At 34.3% G+C, this 19951-nt stretch carries 16 protein-coding genes; 9 read left to right on the top strand and 7 right to left on the bottom strand.

The window, feature by feature from the left end; all coding sequences use genetic code 11:
* From C6H25_RS03165 to C6H25_RS03155, 3 genes are all read left to right on the top strand, one after another.
* The coding region (locus C6H25_RS03165) for a DUF1104 domain-containing protein (protein WP_418904544.1) at positions 1 to 436 on the top strand (436 nt) is incomplete at its 5' end.
* Positions 437 to 671: 235 nt separating this feature from the next.
* On the top strand, positions 672 to 1400 hold the full coding sequence (locus C6H25_RS03160; protein WP_324761421.1) for a hypothetical protein: 729 nt from the start codon (positions 672 to 674) through the stop codon (positions 1398 to 1400).
* A gap of 690 nt (positions 1401 to 2090) precedes the next feature.
* A complete protein-coding gene (locus C6H25_RS03155) occupies positions 2091 to 2648 on the top strand; it encodes a hypothetical protein (RefSeq protein WP_104748021.1) in 558 nt (185 codons plus the stop codon).
* Positions 2649 to 2725: 77 nt separating this feature from the next.
* Here the strand turns inward: C6H25_RS03155 and C6H25_RS03150 are convergent, their stop codons facing one another.
* Complete coding sequence (locus C6H25_RS03150) at positions 2726 to 4450, bottom strand: dentin sialophosphopreproprotein (protein WP_418904543.1); 1725 nt, start codon at positions 4448 to 4450, stop codon at positions 2726 to 2728.
* A gap of 271 nt (positions 4451 to 4721) precedes the next feature.
* On the opposite strand from C6H25_RS03150, the gene C6H25_RS03145 reads away from it, so the two are divergent.
* The 4 genes from C6H25_RS03145 to C6H25_RS03130 all read left to right on the top strand — a co-directional run bounded on the left by C6H25_RS03145 (position 4722) and on the right by C6H25_RS03130 (position 10300).
* On the top strand, positions 4722 to 7166 hold the full coding sequence (locus C6H25_RS03145) for an outer membrane beta-barrel protein (RefSeq protein WP_158653862.1): 2445 nt from the start codon (positions 4722 to 4724) through the stop codon (positions 7164 to 7166).
* Positions 7167 to 7324: 158 nt separating this feature from the next.
* Positions 7325 to 8974, top strand: a complete 1650-nt coding sequence (locus C6H25_RS03140; RefSeq protein WP_104748019.1) for an ABC transporter ATP-binding protein — start codon at positions 7325 to 7327, stop codon at positions 8972 to 8974.
* Between the two features lie 10 nt (positions 8975 to 8984).
* A complete protein-coding gene (locus C6H25_RS03135; RefSeq protein ID WP_104748018.1) occupies positions 8985 to 9680 on the top strand; it encodes an HpaA family protein in 696 nt (231 codons plus the stop codon).
* A 35-nt stretch (positions 9681 to 9715) separates the two neighbouring features.
* Positions 9716 to 10300 (top strand): restriction endonuclease, encoded by a 585-nt coding sequence (locus C6H25_RS03130; protein ID WP_104748017.1) that lies wholly within the window; start codon positions 9716 to 9718, stop codon positions 10298 to 10300.
* Between the two features lie 17 nt (positions 10301 to 10317).
* Here C6H25_RS03130 and C6H25_RS08750 read toward each other — a convergent pair whose 3' ends face one another.
* Together C6H25_RS08750 and C6H25_RS03120 are read right to left on the bottom strand one after the other, a co-directional pair.
* Entirely contained in the window at positions 10318 to 10860 is a 543-nt protein-coding gene (locus C6H25_RS08750; protein ID WP_199768928.1) for a hypothetical protein, read from the bottom strand.
* A 12-nt stretch (positions 10861 to 10872) separates the two neighbouring features.
* A complete protein-coding gene (locus C6H25_RS03120) occupies positions 10873 to 11151 on the bottom strand; it encodes a hypothetical protein (protein ID WP_104748016.1) in 279 nt (92 codons plus the stop codon).
* A 176-nt stretch (positions 11152 to 11327) separates the two neighbouring features.
* Here C6H25_RS03120 and C6H25_RS03115 point away from each other — a divergent pair, with 176 nt between their 5' ends.
* Positions 11328 to 12323, top strand: a complete 996-nt coding sequence (locus tag C6H25_RS03115; protein WP_104748015.1) for a HoxN/HupN/NixA family nickel/cobalt transporter — start codon at positions 11328 to 11330, stop codon at positions 12321 to 12323.
* On the opposite strand, the gene C6H25_RS03110 is transcribed toward C6H25_RS03115, so the two are convergent.
* Positions 12320 to 12835 (bottom strand): flagellar FLiS export co-chaperone, encoded by a 516-nt coding sequence (locus tag C6H25_RS03110; RefSeq protein WP_104748014.1) that lies wholly within the window; start codon positions 12833 to 12835, stop codon positions 12320 to 12322. The genes C6H25_RS03115 and C6H25_RS03110 overlap by 4 nt on opposite strands.
* Positions 12836 to 12971: 136 nt before the next feature.
* Between C6H25_RS03110 and C6H25_RS03105 the strand changes: the two genes are divergently transcribed.
* Positions 12972 to 14315, top strand: coding sequence for a M99 family carboxypeptidase catalytic domain-containing protein (locus C6H25_RS03105; protein WP_104748013.1), 1344 nt, complete (start codon positions 12972 to 12974; stop codon positions 14313 to 14315).
* Positions 14316 to 14633: 318 nt separating this feature from the next.
* Here C6H25_RS03105 and C6H25_RS03100 read toward each other — a convergent pair whose 3' ends face one another.
* The 3 genes from C6H25_RS03100 to C6H25_RS03090 form a co-directional block, all read right to left on the bottom strand.
* Positions 14634 to 15509, bottom strand: coding sequence for an SEL1-like repeat protein (locus C6H25_RS03100; protein WP_104748012.1), 876 nt, complete (start codon positions 15507 to 15509; stop codon positions 14634 to 14636).
* A gap of 94 nt (positions 15510 to 15603) precedes the next feature.
* Positions 15604 to 17445, bottom strand: a complete 1842-nt coding sequence (locus C6H25_RS03095) for a site-specific DNA-methyltransferase (RefSeq protein ID WP_104748011.1) — start codon at positions 17443 to 17445, stop codon at positions 15604 to 15606.
* A 9-nt stretch (positions 17446 to 17454) separates the two neighbouring features.
* Entirely contained in the window at positions 17455 to 19947 is a 2493-nt protein-coding gene (locus C6H25_RS03090; RefSeq protein WP_233707314.1) for a DEAD/DEAH box helicase family protein, read from the bottom strand.
* Positions 19948 to 19951: the final 4 nt, after the last annotated feature.

Here is a 19951-nt window from a genome sequence, read left to right as displayed (position 1 = left end):
TTCGGCATTTTTTGTAGGGTTACTAGGTCTTTCATTGCAAGCAAGCGATTTTAAAAACATGGATAACAAACAGCTTGCTGAACAAGCAGGAAAAGTTGCTCCTGAAGAAATTCCTCAGTTTCGTGCGGAGGTTCACAAGCGCTTAAAGGCTATGAATGAAGAAGAGCGTAGAGTGTATAAAGCGCATTTTAGAGCTGCAATCAGTAAGAATTTAGACACTTTGAGCGAAGAAGAGCGCAAAAAGCGCGAAGAAGAGATTCTTAAGGTCATTACTGATAAGAAGCGACAGATTACTATGAAAGAGTATCGCAAAAAAGAGTTGGATTTGCATAGTTGCACTTGCGAAGGACCTTTTCATGACCATAAGAAAAAGGAATACCACGAACAGAAGAAAGCAAGTCATCACAAGCACCATGAAGAGTCTAAGCATCATTAAAAACTGAGAGTTTTTAAACATATGTTAGCTTAAAGTGGTTCTAAAAGTAGTGTTGGCTCAAATTTTTTGAGTGCTTTTAATGTTTTTAGTGCATTTGTCATTTGAATTATGATAGAATTTTGTGAGATAGACTTTTTTAAAAAAGTTTTTTATAGAGCTAGTTCTGATTTATTTGTAGATAATGTTTATAATATTTGGAATGGTTTTTAAATTTTAATTTTTTGTGGGGTTTATTATGGTGCGATTTTTAGTTTTTTTAGTAATGAGTTGTTGGTTATGGGCAGATGCTACAATTAGCACAACGATTGATCCCAATGTCATGTTTTATGACAACTCTACCGGCAATGTCAAAAAAGACCGCAAGAGAGTTTTGAAAAACATGGTCAATTTGGAAAAAGAGAGAGTTAAGGGCTTTAACAAATACTCTGAAACCAAAATGAGCAAGGGCGATTTGTCCGCTTTTGGAGCGTTTTTTAAGGACAGCTTAGAAAGTTGTGTAAAACAAGGTATTTGTTATTACGAAAATAAAAATGGCAAAGTTTCTTTTGTAGTGAATGATAGAGAAAAGTTCTATAAGCATATCTTGCAAGACTTAGGAACAGAGCTTTCATTACCATTGTTTAATTGGCTCTATAAGGGTTCAGATTTTGGTGCTTTACATGAGCAATTTGGCGATATGTATGATGGCTATATCAAATACCTAGTGAGTATGGTTAGAATAAGCCAAAAAGAAAAAGAGAAGAAAATTAATGCAAGCGTCTTAAAAAGAGAAGAAGAGCAGGCTAGAAAACAAACTGAAGAGGCTATCGCTAAAAGAAAGGGCATTAAAAGTGGAGCTACTACGACTAGAACACCCCCTACTAGCAGTAGCACTAAAGACAGCACATCAAAGGTTGCTACTCCACAGCAAAAAGTTGAAAAACCACATAAAAAACACGAAGAGGAAAGAACTCAAAGAAAATAACCTCTTTGTGTGGCTCTCCTCACTTGAAAGGAATTTTCTATTTTTATCATTAAAACTCAAAAGAAATTCTCTTACTTTAGATTAAAAGGCATGCTTTAACTATCGGCACTTGATTAAAAACAGAGCCAAAAAGATTTTAAAAGTGCTTTTATAGCTCTCTAAAAATGCCTAAATACCCCTTGATATTACTATCTTATCCTACAGAGCATTTAAACTATATTTCTCACAAATAAAAATACTCTTGCATGGAATTTTAATTGTTTAAGGACATGTAAAAATGGAATACAAGACAAAATAAAGGTTTTTTATTTTTAATAAAGGCTTAGAGATTCAGTGTCTCATTCTTAGATGATAATTCTTAGATGATAATCAATCTCTTAATTATCAATTTCTATCCAAATATTTAAGACCATTAATGCCCCAAGCAATATCTTAAAGTCTAATTTTATAGAAAAACCATGCGTTTATTTTGCAAACTTTTTAGATATAAAATAAGTTAATTTATTTCATTATTATAAAAAATAACCCTCATAAAAACTCTTGTATAAGCCATTTCTTGCACATTCAAAAAAAAAAAAAAAAATAGATAACGCAAAAAATTGTATAAAATCATTTTTATCTTTTGGTTAACTATTGATTTTTATTTAAAAATTTCGTAATATTATAACTATCAAATCTTAAAGGTAATTTATGAAATTGAAAAATATAGCATTGGGCGTTAGTGTTTGTTGTGCTTTTTTAGTGGCTAAACCCATTCTTGTTGATCAACAACCCAGCCTAGAAAACTTAAGATATTTTGAAGAAGACTATAAAGATGCACCAAAATGGGTCTTCTCTGAGTACGCATTGAAACCAGGTGAAGAGCTGGGTATTGCAGCCATTCCGATCATGAATGAAAAAATGGGCATTACTCAAGCGACTTCAGAGGCAAAAATGCGTTTAATCCTATCTATCCATGAACTTTTTAAGGGCTATAGAAAAGAATTTAAAAAAGAGACTAAGCTCAGCGATGAAGATATTGATGCCTTAAGAGCTGTCGCATACAGCTATCTATTGGATAATACTAAAGTAACAGGGACATATATCAATAAGAAGTTGCAAACCGCTATTGTAAAAATAGCTGTTACAAGATGCGAGTTAAGTGAGCTAGACAAAGTTATTAAGAAAAATTTTCCTAAGTTAGGGTCAAAGGTTTTTAACTATGGCAATCGTAAATTTAAGGAACAGCTAGGTTCAATCTGTCATTAATAAACTTTTTTGAAAAGCCAGAATTCTTGGTTTTTCCATTCTAATCCTTAAAGCCCTATAACTTTTCAAAAGATTTTTTAATTCATCATGTCTTGCATATCGTTCATATCGTTCATGTCCTGCATATCTTGCATATCATTCATATCTTGCATATCTCCCCCATCTCCTGTATCCGTGCTATCATCGCCTCCCGGATTTTCATCGCCATTATTATCGTTACTATCTGTATTATCCGCATTATCGCTATTATCATTCATATCATTAGAGTTGTCATTATCAGAGCTATCATTGTGAGAATCATCTGTATCGTTGGCATTGCTACTAGAATCTTGTGTGTCGGTCGTATTATTGGAATTATCTTTGGTGTCATCAAGGTTATTTGGAGGGTTATTGGCGTTAGCGTGGTTCATCAGCGTATTGGAGCTATCATGGCTTTGGTTATTAGCGTTATTGATAGGGTTAGCTTGTCTGTCATGTTGGGGGCGAACTATTAAGGGAGCTTGATTAGTCAGCATGTTAGAATTATCCATCATGTCATGTTCATCATCAATTTTCATGCTCCCATCTAAATAGCTTCCAATCGTATCGCTACTATCACTAAGTTTTTGCACGCTCTCCATAGCCTCATGCACTTGTGTTTTTTCAGAGCTTGAAAGGTCATTGGGCGCATTTTTTAGGTCATTATCTAAATGGCTGAGATTATTGTCTAGCTTATCTCTCACATCAATCGCCTTATCCACAACCGAATCAATCTTATGCTGGCTCGCTCCTTGAGCCTTTAAATCTTGAATTTCTTTCACTAAGCCATTTAATTGCTTTGCCTCATGCGTAATGGCATCAACGCTCTTAGAAGGCAAGGCTTTAGTGTTAAACAAAGGGTTATCTTTTAGTTGGTGGCTATTATCCAAGTTCACTAGCGCATGATTTAATCGGTGTGTTTGAATATCTTTGCTAAATTTTGGGTTACGATAAAATCCCATAACATTAGCGTTAGCTAAATCTTCTTTAGGGTCATTCTTAAAATCTTTGCTATCTTTATCATCTCTATCATCATTTTTATCTATAGGCGTAGAACTATCATCAGCCCTAGGTGCATCATCAATTCTAGCCTCATGTTCTAAGCTCTCCTCCCTATCTAAAGCATAAATATAGTTTTCTAACATTAGATAGTCTTGCATTTGTATCATCATCATCATACCGCCATAGCCATACATGCCATAACCATATAACCCATAATACGGCCAATAAGGACTCGCATAATATCCATAGTAATTGTAATTTCTATAGCCACTATACACACTATTAGAACCTTGTGTATCTTTTATTTTATTGAGATATTGACTGATAACATTCACATCAGCAAGCATTTTTTGAGCCGTTTCTTGGTCTTTTAAAGAAACGCCTAAAGGGATATAAATGCCTGTGCGATAGCTATAAAAAGCGTTTCTAGCAATAACCTTAAGGTTATACTTCAAATCTTTTTCTATTTTTAAAGCTTGCTTTAAATAAGAATGCGTTTTAAATACGCCTAACCCCGAAGAATTGAACCGCATTTTTTCAACTAAGCTACTGAATTTCTTAGCGTCCCCATTAGCTGTATTGATGTAATTTAAAGCTGTAGCCCCCCATTCTTTGGTATTACCTTTCCAGCCTCCAATATCCACTGATTTAGGAGCTAGATGACCTATTAAATAAGAATCTTTCAAATCAAATAACGCTTTATTGACCCCACTAGCATGGGCTTGCAAAAAACTTGTGCTAAATGCCATTAAAACTAAAAATTTTAAAAGTTTATCGTTCATATTTCCTCTAATACAATCTGTTAGAGAATTATAAACTACTTTTAAAAATCAAGAATATTTTTACTATATTTTAAACTAATAAGATCAATAGTCCTAATCTCAATTTACACGATCTGGATGACCGCAAGACGCAAGATTCTGTTGAGTATCTCTTAGAAATATTGTTTTATTAGATAACTTACGATAGAATAGAGTTACTCAGATTACTTAGGGTGTGGCAATGGTCTCTCAAAAAAAACGGATATTGCTAAAGCGTGCCTTTTTAATTGCATTGCTTGCACTAAATAATGTTCATGCTACTTTAGTTGATTACTCACCATTTTTAAAAGGCTCTTTAGATGGGTATTTCACAAGCTTTGGTATGGAAGTTGGTGGTGGTCCTCAAATATTAGAAGAGGATGCTCCCAACCCCTACAATAACACAAGCAGTGACAATATAAACAATAATAACCAAGCCCTACAGCTAAAAAACCAAGATTACAACAATACAATTCACTTGCTAGAATATAATCAGCAACAAACGCAAAAAGAGTTGCAGTCTTATGCAAAAGCTCTGAGTGAGCTTATTCCAAACATTGACCAAAAAGAACAACAAATTCTTTTAACTAGAATACAAGAAAGTTTAAAAACTTCTAACCCTAAGGGATATAGCTTGAAAAATAGTATAAAAGCTTACCAAGCCTATCTCAATCAAGCTTTAGAAAACTACGAAAAACAAAACCAATCTCTAATTACCCAAGCTCAAAAGACTTTAGACTCTTATCAGCAAGAACTAGAACAATCCCATATTGAGAATATCATTGCATTACAAAAAAGCCTTACAATCTATAACACCATAAAAGAAAAAATGCTAATAATTTCACATGACTTAAAAACTAGCTACCACCAACCACCCATTTCATTCAATCCAAATAAGATTAGTAGCATGGATTATGCAGAGGTGCATAAAGCGATTATTGAACTCAACAATACAATTAAAGCCATGCAAACAAGCTTTCAACAAGGCATTGAAAAGCTCAAAGAAAAAAATAAAACCCTTCAAAATGAATACGGAATTGAATTAGCGCAATTAAATTTGGAGGCATCCACTTTAAAACAACAAGTCTTACAAGGCGTAGTCAAAATTAGCGAAAATTTTGCTAAAGATTTCCATAATCAATGGGAACAATATATTGTCGGTAGTGCGTTTGGCAAAAATTTAAACAACATTCAATTTATCAATAATGGTAGGTCTTGTGCTTTGCTAAATTTATTTGGGGAAAGTTCTAAAGGAGGGACTTGTGGCACATTCAATCCACCTAAACCCACTTGGAATAAAACTCTAGGACTTAGCATAGAGCAAGTATGGAACACTCTTTTTAATATTGGGCAGTTAGGCACTGAAGTTATCATTCAAGCTCCTAATGTTGTAGGAGGAGGCTCAGGCACTGATGGCAAACCTAACACCACCTATGAAAAAGAACTTCACGATGCGTTTGAAAACATCAATTCTCAAGGACTTGGCAATAGTAATTTCAATGGTAATTTTACAAACTCTTTGTTATACGAACTGATGAAAGTAGCCTTACAACACAACGCATTTAGTGCTTTTGATAGCTTGCTTAATGCCTATACCCAAAAAATGATTCCTTACATGCTCAATGTATTTTCTAACCCTAACGACCCTTTTTGGGCTATGGGAGTAAAAACTCCAGAACTCACACAATATTGTCAAGGAAAGAGTGGTGAAATCCCTGTGCCTTATCCTTCTGGTGGCTATCAAGCTAGTTTTTGTGAATATAATAGTTGGTCAAATTCTTACTACTTAGGTGCACTCTATTTCAGCCAAAAAGAAGTGCATGATATTTCTAAAAAACTCCAAGCACAAGGCGAGCTTATTTTGCAATCTGTCATTTCAAACCAATCTGATGCCCCAGCATCTCAAAGCCTATCAAGCCTTATCACAGCTATAAACGCTCTCAATCAAAAAGGTGCACCTAGCTATGCTATTCCCACGCTTAATCCTATCAATTTATCCAACGCCACTCCTTACCCCCCCCCCCCCCCCCCCCCCCTACCCCCCCCCCCCCCAACTATCAACACGCAAGCAACTCCATTACCCACTCTCATTAAACCACAAAATTTTAATGCCAACCAAGCCGTTACCCTCCTTGCTCTAAAATCTGTTTCTAGACCCATAGCAAGTTTTTCTCCTCAAAGCATACGAGCAAACTCATACTCTTTAGGTTTGCAAACTAAATTGGGCTATCAAAAATTTATCAGTCCTTTTTTGGGTTTTAGTTCTTATGCAGAGTTTGGCTATCGCTACGATTATGCAGGGCGTTTTAGTAATATCAATAATTCTTTTTCCTCGCTAAACCACTACCGCTTTGGAATAGGAGAAAACATCATTATCAATCTTTTTAACAAAGTATTTTTACATGAGAAACACTCCATTATCCGTGCATGCGGAATTTTTAGCGGATTACTAGGTGTGGCTAATATCTATACTCTTGGTTTTAGCAATCATAATAATGTCTTAAATGATTTTAACTTAAATTTTACTTTTGGATTAAGAATAAGGCATGACAGCTCACTATGGACATTGGGAGTTCAAATCCCATTGGTTAGCCAAACTTTACACATTAGCTCAAGCAACAAAACCACAGAAATCATTGATAACTATACTAGTTCTAATATCTTTCTAACTTTTAGCCATTTTCTTAAAAAACACTAACTCAAAAAACAATCTTACAGCCTTATTAAAATTCTAAAAAATTAATGCCCTTTTATAAAATCAAGTCCATTTCTAAACAAACCCACTTCAACTCAGCATAAAAATCTCTCAATAAATACTATAATAATAGTTTAATCAAAAACCAAAAGGTCAAGCATTTGAAACTCTTTTTCAAGCGTTATTCCAAATATCTTAAAGAGCATTATAAAAGCTTTATCATTGTGATGTTTTCTTCAGTCGTTGTAGCCTTAAGCACGGCGTGGGGGACTTATTTAGTCAAACCTACCTTAGATGATATTTTTATTAATAAAGATGTTGAAATGCTAAAAGTATTACCTTTTTTAGTGATTTTGGCGTATTTTGGTAAGAGTGGGGGCATTTATCTAGGCACTTATTTCACCAACTTCATCGGGCTTGATATTATTAAAAAATTACGCAACGCTATGTTAGAAAGCCTTCTAAAAATGGAAATGGATTTTTTCAATAAAACTAAAAAGGGCGAATTAATCGCTAGAATTACTAATGATATAGGTTTAATTCGTGCGAGCTTGTCAAATTATCTTTCAGAAAGCATAAGAGAAGGGCTAACGATTATTGGATTAGTGGGTGTGGTGATTTATCAAAGTCCCAAATTAGCGTTAGTAGGGCTAGTGATTATGCCCTTAGCTGCTATTCCTATTAGCAAAATCATTCGTAAGGTAAAAAAACTCGCTAAAGCCAATCAAGAGAGTAACGCAAAAATTACCGCACGCTTAAGCGAAGTCTTTAATAATGTAGAAGCGATTAAAATTTCTAATGGCGAGAGATTAGAACATAAGACTTTTATGAAAGAAAATGAAGCGTTTTTTAAAATCGGTATCAAAAACATCGCCGTGGCTGAAATCTCTTCGCCTTTAATGGAATTTTTAGGATCCATTGCTATAGCATTAGTGATTTATCTAGGGGGGAATGAAGTTATTAGTGGCAAGATTAGTGTGGGGGCATTTTTTTCTTTTATCACCGCTCTTTTTATGCTCTATACCCCTATTAAACGCATTACTAGGATTATTTCTAATTTTCAAGAAGCCTTAGTCGCTAGCGATAGAGTGCATGAAATTTTAGAAAGAGAGCCTTCTATTATTGATGGAAAGTTGGTGCTAGATAGTGCCATACACACCATAGAATTTAAAAGCGTATGGCTTACTTATGAAAATGAAAAACGCTACGCCTTAAGCAACATCAATTTAAAATTTCAACAAAATGAAATCATCGCTTTAAAGGGCGAAAGTGGGAGTGGCAAAAGCTCATTAGTGAATTTAATCTTACGCCTTTATGAGCCAAGTCAAGGTGAAATCTTCATTAATGATAAAAAAATAGAGAGTATCACGCAAAAATCTTTAAGAGAAAACATTAGCATAGTAACTCAAAGGGTGTTTATCTTTAATGGGAGTGTGGCTGAAAATGTGGCGTATGGCTTAGAAATTGATGAAGCAAAAATCAAAGAGTGTTTGAAAAAAGCAAAAGCCCTAGATTTTGTAGAAAAATTGCCTAATGGTATAGAAAGCATTTTAGATGAATTTGGCACTAATCTTAGTGGCGGGCAACGCCAAAGAATCGCCATTGCTAGAGCCTTATATAAAGACGCTCAAGTGCTAATCTTTGATGAAGCCACTTCTGCTCTTGATAGCACAACTGAAGAGAGTATTAAACAAAGTATTTTAGAATTAAAAGAAAATCGTTTGATTATTCTCATTTCACACAACCCAAGCACGCTAGAATTAGCTACTAAGCATGTGAAATTAGAGCATGGAAAATTAGTGGAGTGCTAAAAGGGTAAGCATGGGTTTTAAAAAACTTGTTTTAGGGGCTGTTATCTTAAGCATGCTTGGCTGTCATAATAAATGGCTAGGATATACTATATTAGATTTAAATTATAAAGAGACTTCTAAAAGCTCGCCTACCCCCTCAAACGCCCCTAAAATTACCCTAACTTTAAACCCCCCTAAAATCTTTTTTAACGAACGCTTTGTCCCTCGTTTCTACCAAGACCAGCTTAAAAAAGCTTTAGAAAAACAAATCGCTAGTTTTTTTAAAGAACAAGGCTATAAAATCGTTTTAGCCTCCCCTTCACAGCCCCAATCTAACAACGCCTTTATCAATCCTATAGGCAATGTTTTAATGTCTTTTGAAGAAATCCCTAATGATTTAAAAGAGCTTAAAGAAAAGCTAAAAAGCAGTATAGACCCTACAATAAACCCTAAGAGTGCGGTGCGTTTGCTTGTCATAAAAGCTAGTTTGCAAGCTGAATGCACCCCACAGGTTGCTTGCAGTTTTTTAAGCACCCCTATTGAAACGCATTTTAAAGTCCCTATTTTATACGCCAATCATTTGGGCGATTTAGCAGAATCTGCTGAAGAGAATAAACCCTATAATGACGCTGTTATCAAAGCACTTAATAAGCTATACCAGGACTTGATGAAAGGCTTAGAAAAACGCTTTAAAAACGCTCCTAAAAAAGATACCCTATGGCTGTAGCTTTTTATTCCATGTTTTTAATTTAACCCATCTCTATGCCCCACAAAAAAAATAAAAAGAAAAAAGTTATCTTTCTTGTCTTTATCGTTAGCTTAGGGATTTATCTCTCTTGGAATGTTTTATTAGAAAAATCCTTAGAGTTTAAGCTCGTTACTTCGGCTGATGATTTGCTTTTCAAACTGCTTGTTATTTTGGGTGTTTTTTCAATGCTTGTGTTACTTCAAGGTATTATAACTTCATATCAAAAAAGAAAACTCAAACTCACTTTAAAAGAAATTGACACCATGAATGGCTTTGAGTTTGAAGAATATTGCAAACTATTTTTCACTTCAAAGGGCTTTAAAGCTAAAGTTACTCAAAAAAGTGGCGATTATGGAGCGGATTTGATTATAGAAAAAGACGGCGTTAAATGGGTGGTTCAAGCCAAACGCTACTCGCACAAAGTCTCGCCTAAAGCCATTCAAGAAGTTGTCTCTTCTAAAGCCTACTATAATTGCGAAAAAGCTTGTGTGATTACTAATAGCTACTTCACACAAGCGGCCAAGAATTTAGCCCAAGCTAATGAAGTGCTTTTAATTGATAGAGATGAATGGGTTAGGTTTTTGAGCACACAAGTATAAATCTAGTATGCTTATCCTTACCTTTTTATAGCTTGACTGCATTTTGCAAGGATAGTCTTATCTCTAGCTATTTCTTTCTCTATTTTATCTCTAACTATTTGTTCTTTTTGTTCTACCATAACATTCTTTGTTTGCGTAAAAGTCTCGTCTAATTCTCTCGTTATTCTTTGACCAACACTCTCACTGATTGCTTCATCTTTAGAAAACATATTTACTGCACTCTCTAATAATCCTCCAGCTAATTTCAATGCACCAATAACTACATGTCCTGCCACTTTGGCTGTTCCAAGAGCAATATCGCCTGCGATATCCCATCCGGTTCTTTGTTGTGTCTCTGCTACTTTATTTGCAACGCATTTTTGAAATTTTGGAATACTAAAAGTATAATATTTATCATAATAATATGGTTCTTGAGAATACCCATCACAAGACTTTATAGCTTTAACACATATTTCTCTAAGAGTAGGCTTTTTATCATCTGCATTAATAGTGTTTGCCAAAAAACAAGTTAAACTAACTGCAAAGACCATTCTCTTGCACAATCTTTTCATATCTTTCATTTATCCACCCTATCAATCCCTACTCATAACAAAAGAAGATTTAGCACACTTCTCACATTTATATCCCTTACTAGCTAACCACTCTATAATCTCATCTTGAAAAGCTAAAGTAGCAACTCCTCCAGCAATAATTGCCGCACAAATAGGTAGTGCTAATCCGGTTCCAGCAAAAAGATAAGTCGTCCAAGCGGTAGCACCTCCAGCTGGCAAGGCCGCTCCAATCACTCTCACAAAAAACTTTAAATTAGTTTCTTCCTTGTTTCCACAAGACTTGCATTTCAAATACGCCATTAAACTTCCTTTAACAATTAAATTTATTGCTTTTTAAGCTTTAAAAGTATATATATATCTTAGTTTTAGCTTAACTCTCTTTTCTTTCTCTAATTTTTTTAACACTGCCTACTTTCTTTGACACTTTTTATATTACAATTATTCTAAAAATCTTATTCTCACAAAAAAGGTGTGCTGTGAAATTGTGGTTTCCTTATTTTTTGGCGATTGTGTTTTTACATCTCTTAGGTTTCATTTTGCTTTTTATGGCTAATAACGCCACTTTTTATGCTGCGGCGTCTATGGCTTACATGCTAGGGGCAAAGCATGCCTTTGATGCTGACCATATCGCTTGTATAGACAACACTATTAGAAAGCTCACTCAACAGGGTAAAAACGCCTATGGAGTAGGATTTTACTTTTCTATGGGGCATTCAAGTGTGGTGATTTTAATGACAACAATTAGTGCGTTTGCGATTGCTTGGGCTAAAGAACATACGCCAATGTTAGAAGAAATGGGTGGGGTAGTGGGGACTTTGGTTTCTGGGATATTTTTACTTATTATGGGGCTATTAAACGCCATTATTTTAATAGATTTATTAAAAATCTTTAAAAAATCGCACTCTAATGAAAGCTTGAATCAACAACAAAATGAAGAGATTGAACGCCTTTTAGCAGATAGGGGCTTACTCAATCGCTTTTTTAAGCCCTTATTTAATTTCATCTCTAAGTCGTGGCATATCTATCCTATCGGTTTTCTCTTTGGACTAGGCTTTGATACAGCAAGTGAAATTGCCCTTCTCGCCCTATCAAGTAGTGCGATTAAAGTGAGTGTGGTAGGCATGCTCTCTTTACCCATTCTTTTTGCTGCTGGTATGAGTTTGTTTGACACTTTAGATGGAGCGTTCATGCTCAAGGCATATGATTGGGCGTTCAAAACCCCTTTAAGAAAAATCTATTATAATATCTCCATCACAGCCTTAAGCGTGTTTATCGCTCTAGGTATAGGTTTGGTAGAATTGTTTCAAGTTAGTACACAAAAACTGCATATCACTTTCAAAAACCCTTTACTCAATTTTTTACAAAATTTAGAGTTTGGGGATTTAGGCTACTATTTAGTGGGCTTATTTGTGATAGCGTTTTTAGGCTCATATCTCTTATGGAAACTTAAAATTTCTCAATTAGAGCGTTAAGCCCTTAGATTATCGCTTAACAAATCCTTAAAGCGGTTGTTTGAAAAACTTGGCATAAAGGTTTGAGAGTTTGAAAGGCTTTCACTCAAATAACCCAACATTTCTTTAATTTCGTTTAGTTTTTCTTCCAAATAAGCTTGAAATTCACTTGCATTTTCTAATAAACTCAAAGGATTAGCTACCATAATTGAAAACACTTCATCATTAATGCTAATGTTTAGCTCAGTATCAAACAAAGGCGATGCTAGAAACTGGCAATTTTCTACAATTTCTTGTAATTCTTGTTTGGTGATAGAAGCTTGCAAAGCGTCCTTATCTTCTAAACCCATGCTCTTATTTAAGAGTTTTTTGCAAGCGATTTGTAAAACTTGTAACGCCCCAACGCTCTCATTAACATTTTTCATGTCTCTACTGAATTTTGCAATTTGTTGGGATTTTTCTAATCCATTAGTTTTAAAATCGCCTATTTCAACATTTCCCAAATGCTTTTGAAGAGTTTTTAACATATCCATAAAAAAACCTTTTAGGTAAAATTACAAACCTATAAGCATTTTTCGTTCCTTTTTGCAGAAACCTTAAATAAGCCCCTTGAAAATGGTTTTTAGGTATAATTAGCATTTGTTTAATTTCAAAAATTAGAGAGATTTGATGAGAAAAATTTGGCACTTAGTATTGAGCTTGTATTCTTTGGTATTTTTGAATGCGATAGAAAAAACGCCCTTAATTTATGATATTACCCCTATAGAAAAAACCCCTAAAAATTTAGATGATAAAGACAAAGCCCCCCATTTATTGCTTTTAGGAGGGATTCAAGGCGATGAACCGGGGGGTTTTAATGCGACTAATTTGTTTTTAAAACACTATACCATTTTAAAAGGCTCTGTTAAGGTTGTTCCGGTATTAAACAAGCATTCTATGTTAAGAAATCATAGGGGCTTGTATGGGGATATGAACCGCAAATTCGCCACTTTAGATAAAAATGACCCTGAATATCCTATTATTGAGCATGTCAAATCTCTTATTGCTGAGCCAAGTATTGATGCCATTTTGCACTTGCATGATGGGAGTGGGTATTATCGCCCTATTTATGTTGATTCTATGCTTAATCCTAAGCGATGGGGAAATTGCTTTATCATTGACCAAGATGAAGTTAAGGGGGCAAAATTCCCCAACTTACTTTCTTTTGCTAACAATACGATTGATAGTATCAACGCCCATTTACTACGCCCCATTGAAGAGTATCATTTGCGAAACACTCACACCGCACAAGGCGATAAAGAAATGGAAAAAGCCCTGACTTTTTATGCCATCAATCAAAAAAAGAGTGCGTTTGCGAATGAAGCGAGCAAAGAACTCCCCCTAAAAACAAGAGTGTTTTATCATTTGCAAGCGATTGAGGGTTTATTAAACCAGCTTAATATTCCTTTCAAGCGAGATTTTGAGCTTAATCCTAATAGCGTGCATGCTCTCATCAATGATAAAAGCTTGTGGGCAAAAATTGACTCTCTACCTAAAATGCAAATCTTTAATTTACGCCCCAAGCTCAATCATTTTCCTTTGCCTAAAAACACTTATATCTCAGAAATTCCTATAGAGAGTAACGCTTATATTGTAGGATTAATAGAAAATCAAAAAGAAGTGTTTTTAAAATACGGCAACAAGCTTATGACACGATTATCGCCTTTTTACATAGAGTTTGATAATTCTTTAGAAGAAGTGAAAATGCGAATAGATAATAGTGAACGAGTGGTTAAAATGGGGAGCGTTATTGAAGTCAAAGAGAGTTTTTATATCCATGCCATTGAAAATATTCGTGTCAATGTGATTGGCTTTAGTGCAACTAATGAGAGTAAGCCTAATGAAGTGGGTTACACTATCAAGCTCAAAGATTTTCAAAAACGCTTTTCACTAGATAAGCAAGAAAAAATCTATCGCATAGAATTTTACAAAAATGATAAATTTAGCGGAATGATTTTAGTGAAATTTGTGTGAAAAATCTTTAAGCAATCATCACAAGAGTTATCATAGATAGTCTTATCAAATAGTTAATAAGGCTAATTCTTTGTTTTATCATTATGGTTGATAAAATAAACAAGCCTGCCTTTTATCAAAAACCACAATAATTTTTATCATTAAAACGATTGTTATAATCACCACTAAAACACAACAAGATTTTAAAAACCAATTATTTTAAAAAGGATAGGGCTTAATAAAAAACAACCCCCCTTTTTTTTTCTAAAATCTATCAGCCTTTGAACTGCTTGGAAAAAACACCATTTATAAAAAAATAAGCCCAAAGCTTATCAAAACCTAAGCTTTGATTTTTAATTGCTTGAGCGTGTCGCATGCGCCTTTAGCGCCTAGTTTGCACCCTTTTTTAAAATTCTCTATCGCTTTTTTCTCATCAGCGCTAACACCCTCCCCATTATATTGCATAGCCCCTAGATTAAAGCACCCTCCGCCATTTTTAAATTCGCATGCTTTAGTGTAGCGAGCGATAGCCTCTTTAAAATTTTTCGCTACGCCATCGCCTTTATGATACATATTCCCGGCATTAAAGCACCCCGCACTATCCTTTAAACCGCATGCTTTATTGTAAGATTCAAGGGCTTTTTTCAAATTTTTAGCCGTGCCACGCCCCTCATCATATAGAGTGCCTAAGATAGTGCAACCATCAGCGTCATCTAAATCGCATGCTTTAGTAAAATACTCTAGCGCTTTTTTAAAGTCTCTTGTTCCATTTGCCTTGCCATCATGATAGATTCCCCCTAAGCTCGCGCACCCCTCAGCGTATTTTAAATCGCATGCTTTAGAATAGTATTCTAAAGATTTTTTAACATTCTTAGAAACGCCTTGCCCATCATAATAGAGATTGCCTAGCATAAAGCAACCGCTACTATAGCCTAAATCGCATGCTTTAGTGTAGCTCTGAGCGGCCTTTTTGAAATCTTGCTCCACACCCTGCCCTTTGTAATATAAAATCCCTAAATTAAAGCACCCACTATTCTCCTTTAATTCGCATGCCTTTTCAAAATATTTCTTAGCCTTAGCGAAATCCTGCGTTTTATAACTCTGTGCACCTAAGCCTACAAGCTCTTTGGGGTCTTGCTCTGCTCTAAGCCCTACCATACACAGCCCACTGAATAACAGCGCTAGAAAAGCTTTCTTTTTAACACTTTGTAACATCAATATCTCCTTTTATTAAAATTTTAATTATAGTGTTATTTTGCAAATCGTTTCTTATAGCTAAAAACTTTTTAAAGGGATTAAACCTTAAGGATTATTTTTTATAAAAGATTTCATTGTATTTTCTAGTGTTTTCATCAATTTCCCATGTGTCTTCGTCAATATCGCCTAAGTTTAAATAGTCTTCGTTAAAGTCTAGCAATTCACAACAAATTTCTTTTTGTTGTTCTAAACTAAGGGTTTTAAACTCTTCTTTATTTAATGCGTGAATATCACAATCAGCGCGTTTTAAAATGCGCTTGTTTAACGCATTAAAGATTTCTAAGCATTCGCTTGTATTTTTAGCGTTAAGGATTTGCTTTTTTATTTGTAAATTCACTTCTTTTAATTCGCAATAAATAAAACTCCCACCCCCTTTAAAATCTAGCTTTTTAGAAATGCCCCCAAGTTCCCCATCAATAACCTTTTTTAATCTCTCTTTGGTAATGCTCTCTATATAGTCCATTTGCTCAATTCCTATATAGCGTCTCTTCATTTTGTGTGCGACCGCGCAAGTCGTTCCGCTACCGGCGAAAAAGTCTAGCACGAGATCGTTTTCGTTTGTAGCGTGTTCTAAAATCGTAGCAATTAAACTTTCAGGTTTAGCGTTTTTAAACACTTCAGCAAACCCTAAAGGGATTAGCTCTTTTGTAGCAACTTGGTTCATATAAAGGTTGTCTGTAAATTCTAAGCTATCAAAAGTCTTTTGCGTGGTTTTTAAATCTTTTAAATAGCGTTTGTAAATAAAACCCCTTTCATTGTCTTTATACTCTTTTTTAAAGCAAATACGCCCTTCATCAATGTGTTTTTGTATCGTATTTTGTGAAAAACGCCAAAACATGCCCACAGGCGGATAATCCACTTTATTTGTATAGGGGTTAGTAACAGCAAAATACCCCGTTTTCATATTCCCACTTTTCGCACTAGGATTATCGCTAATCCATGCTCCATTAGGGTCGTTATCGGGGTTTTTGTAGTTTTCTAAATTCTTTTGTCCCCCTAAGAGATTAACAAATTCTTTATTTTTCGCATAACAGAGTAAAAATTCATGCTGATAGTTAATACCTATTTTTGCGTCATTAGTCGTGCTTTTAGTTTTTCTAATGAAATCACCTATAAAATTTTTAACCCCAAAAATTTCGTCCATTAAAACCTTACAATAATGCACTTCATGGTCATCTAAATTAACAAAAATCACGCCATCGTCTTTTAAAAATTCTCTAGCGATTTCTAGGCGGTTTTTCATAAACACTAGCCATGTGCTATGATTAAAATTATCGTTGTAGTTAAAGCTATCATTACCGGTATTATAAGGGGGGTCAATGTAGATACATTTGACTTGTTTAGCAAACTTCTTTTTTAAAGAATGTAAGGCGATTAAATTATTGCCCTTGATAAGATAGTTTGTGTTTTTATCTTTTAGGGCGTTTTCTAAGTCGCCCTTTTCATGTTCTCCGTGCATTTCAAAATTTTCTAAAACCTTTTGATTTAAAAGTGTGTCAATTTCGTTTTTATGTAAGATTTCATGGTAAAAAAGTTCGTTAGATTTAGTATCGTTGTCTTTAGCGTTACCTAATAAAACATTGTCTTTAAAAGGGAAATTTAGCACGACTTTTTCGCTATTTTTAATGAAGTTGTTATGTAAAAATAGCCCTATTTTATTTTTAAAACGAGTATAAGAGTGGTTTAACTCTCTTGTTTCTAAACATTCTAATAACGCTTTATCGTTAAAAATAAGCGTGTTAGAAATTTCTTTAAAAAAGTGTTTTTTATATTCGTTAGCTAATTCATTATTAAGCATAAATTCTAGCAGCTTTTCGTTATGCTCTATGATTAAAGTTACTAAGTTTTCTTTACTTTTAAATTCTATGATTAGATTTTCTAGTAGGTTTAGCATGGGGTGTCCTTAAAAGAGGGTGTTGAATTTTTGGGTGAATTTGTTAGAAATGGTTTTGCCTTTATTGCCCTTTTCAAGCATGAAAAAAGGCAAGCCATGCAGTTTTAAGACTTTGTTATTCTCTTTTAAATCTTTAGTTTCTAGCATTTCTAAAAATTCATCTTTCCATGCGTTGTCTTGGTTCTCTGCTCTATCCTTTCCCTTAACTTCTAAGTAATAAGTAAAGCCTAAGTATTCATTTTCATGCGTTTGAGCAAATAGTATGAAATCTGGCTCAAAGCCTTTAGCGTAACTTGGCTTGTTTTCATCATCGCAAAATAGTTTTAATTCTTCAAAATGGTCGTTTCTTAAAACGCACCATTCTTTGAATTTTTTATCCATTTTGTCTTTTTTGTCTTCAATGAATTGTAAAAATTCTTTTTCATCTTCGCTATCAAGCTTTTCCATTTTTTTATAAAGTAGCCATGGGTATTCATAGGTTTCAACCTTGCTTTTGGCTTTGTATAAACGGCGGTTTTTAGGGTCAAAGCTTTTGACTTCAAAGGGGGTTACCACTTTTTGGTTTTTGTCTTTATTGACCCATGCTTTAAGGTTTTTGAGAATGTATTGCGCCATTTTGAGATTGATTTGTGGGTTATCAAACCTTTGCTTGGTGCTGAAATTCGTTTCTAAAGGGCGGATAACCTTTTCTATAAACTCTAATTTATTGTTAAAAAGATTGAATAAATTAGGGCTAAAATGCTCTTTTAAAAACTTAAAATCCATGCTCAAGGAATTGAGGGCTTTTAGAAAAAAGGGCGTGGGGATTTCTTTTAAAGTGTGGGCTTCAAAATGCGCACTATCGCTTGAAGTAGTTTCAAAATCTACGCTTTTTTGAGTAATATCTAAAGCAAATAATGGCACTTGGAATTTTTGCAATTCTTTTTGGGCTTGCTCGGATTCATAACAATAGCCTTCTTGCTCTTTTTTCTTGTGGCGTGAGTTGGATGCGTAGTAGAGTTTGAAATTTTTAGTGGGTTTTAAGGGTATGATTTCTTTTTCATCGTCTCCATGTAAATTAAGCCCCAAACTATCCATAGCGTCTTTAAGATTAGTGATAAAATCAGGGCTATAGACTGCGTGATAATCTAAACGCTCTAAAGCGCTTAAATGATTGTCTAAATTAAATTTTCTTCTATCAGTATCTTTATTGCCATAACTAAAAGGGTAGTATCTAGCTCCTCTACCGATGAGTTGGGCTTCTTTAGTGGTCGTCTGTTTGGTGCCAACTTTATTTTTAAGCCTGACAATATCAAATAAATTCAGCACATCCCAACCTTCATTAAGCTTATCTACGCTAAAAATCACTCTTTTAGGGTTGTTTGTTTCTTCTAGTGAGTTTAATAAGAGCATGTTATTTTCTAGCTCTTTTTCGTCGTTAGTGTTGATTTGATAAGGTTCTTTAAACTTGTTTTGTAAAAGAGCGATGATTGTTTTTGGGGTGTATTTTTCTTGCGTGAAAAAAATTTCTGCATTATTAAATAGCTCGTTTTGTGAGACATCAAAAAAGTCTGTCAAATGGTTTTCATGCAAGTTTTCTAAAAATTCGTTGAATAGCGTTTGATTTTCTAAACTCTCTTTGATACTCTCGCTCTTAAACAAAATGCAAGGTTTTAAAAAGATTTTTTGCTGTTTGGCTAATAACTCTTTAAATAAGCTTGATAGCATAGCGCCTAAAAAGCGCTGTTCTAAACTCTCGTTTTTATACAAAAGCGAAAAGATGTTTTTGCAATACTTGTCTTTGCTAAACTTTTTTAAATCGTATTGGAATACGATTTTATCTTTGTATTTCTTTTTGACTTCTTTATCGTTAGGAATGGTGGCGCTAAATTCTAATAGTAGATTTTCTTCATGCTGTTTGAAAGCTTGATTGATTAAACTTTCCCAGCCTATTTTATTATTTTCATCGCTTTTATTAAGCTTTTTCTTGGTCTCGGTGTTTAAGTGGTGCGCCTCATCAGCTAAAAATACGATTTTTTTATGGGCTAGTTCAGCAAGGGTTAGGGCGTTTTCTCTCTCAGTGGTGAATAGCGAATAAAGGGCTTGAATGGTAGTGAAATATAAATTAATCGCATCTTCTTTGGAATTTTCTAAGGAATTAATGGGATTGATTTCAACTTGTTGTTCATCAATAGTAATGCTATCTGTGAATAAATATTTTAAAGAGGCGCTATCAGTAAAATTGAGCTTGGTTTTTTCTACGATACTGCTAGAATTAACAAAAAAGATAAAGTTTCTATACCCCTTAGCATAGCAATCTAAAATCAAGCTTGCCATAACGAGCGTTTTACCGCTACCGGTTGCCATTTCAAACATTAAATGGTTTTTATTGGGGGTTTCTTCTCTAGTTTGCAAATACTTTTGCAAAGCCTCTGTTTGATACTCTCTTAAAGGTTTTTTTAGATTTTCAACGATGTGTTGGGGTATCTCAATGTTTTTATGCTTATCTTTTTCTTTGGTTATTGGG

This window comes from Helicobacter cetorum (genome assembly GCF_900198405.1).
GTDB classification, from domain to species: Bacteria; Campylobacterota; Campylobacteria; order Campylobacterales; family Helicobacteraceae; genus Helicobacter; species Helicobacter cetorum_C.
This window is presented reverse-complemented; position numbering and strand designations above follow the sequence as displayed.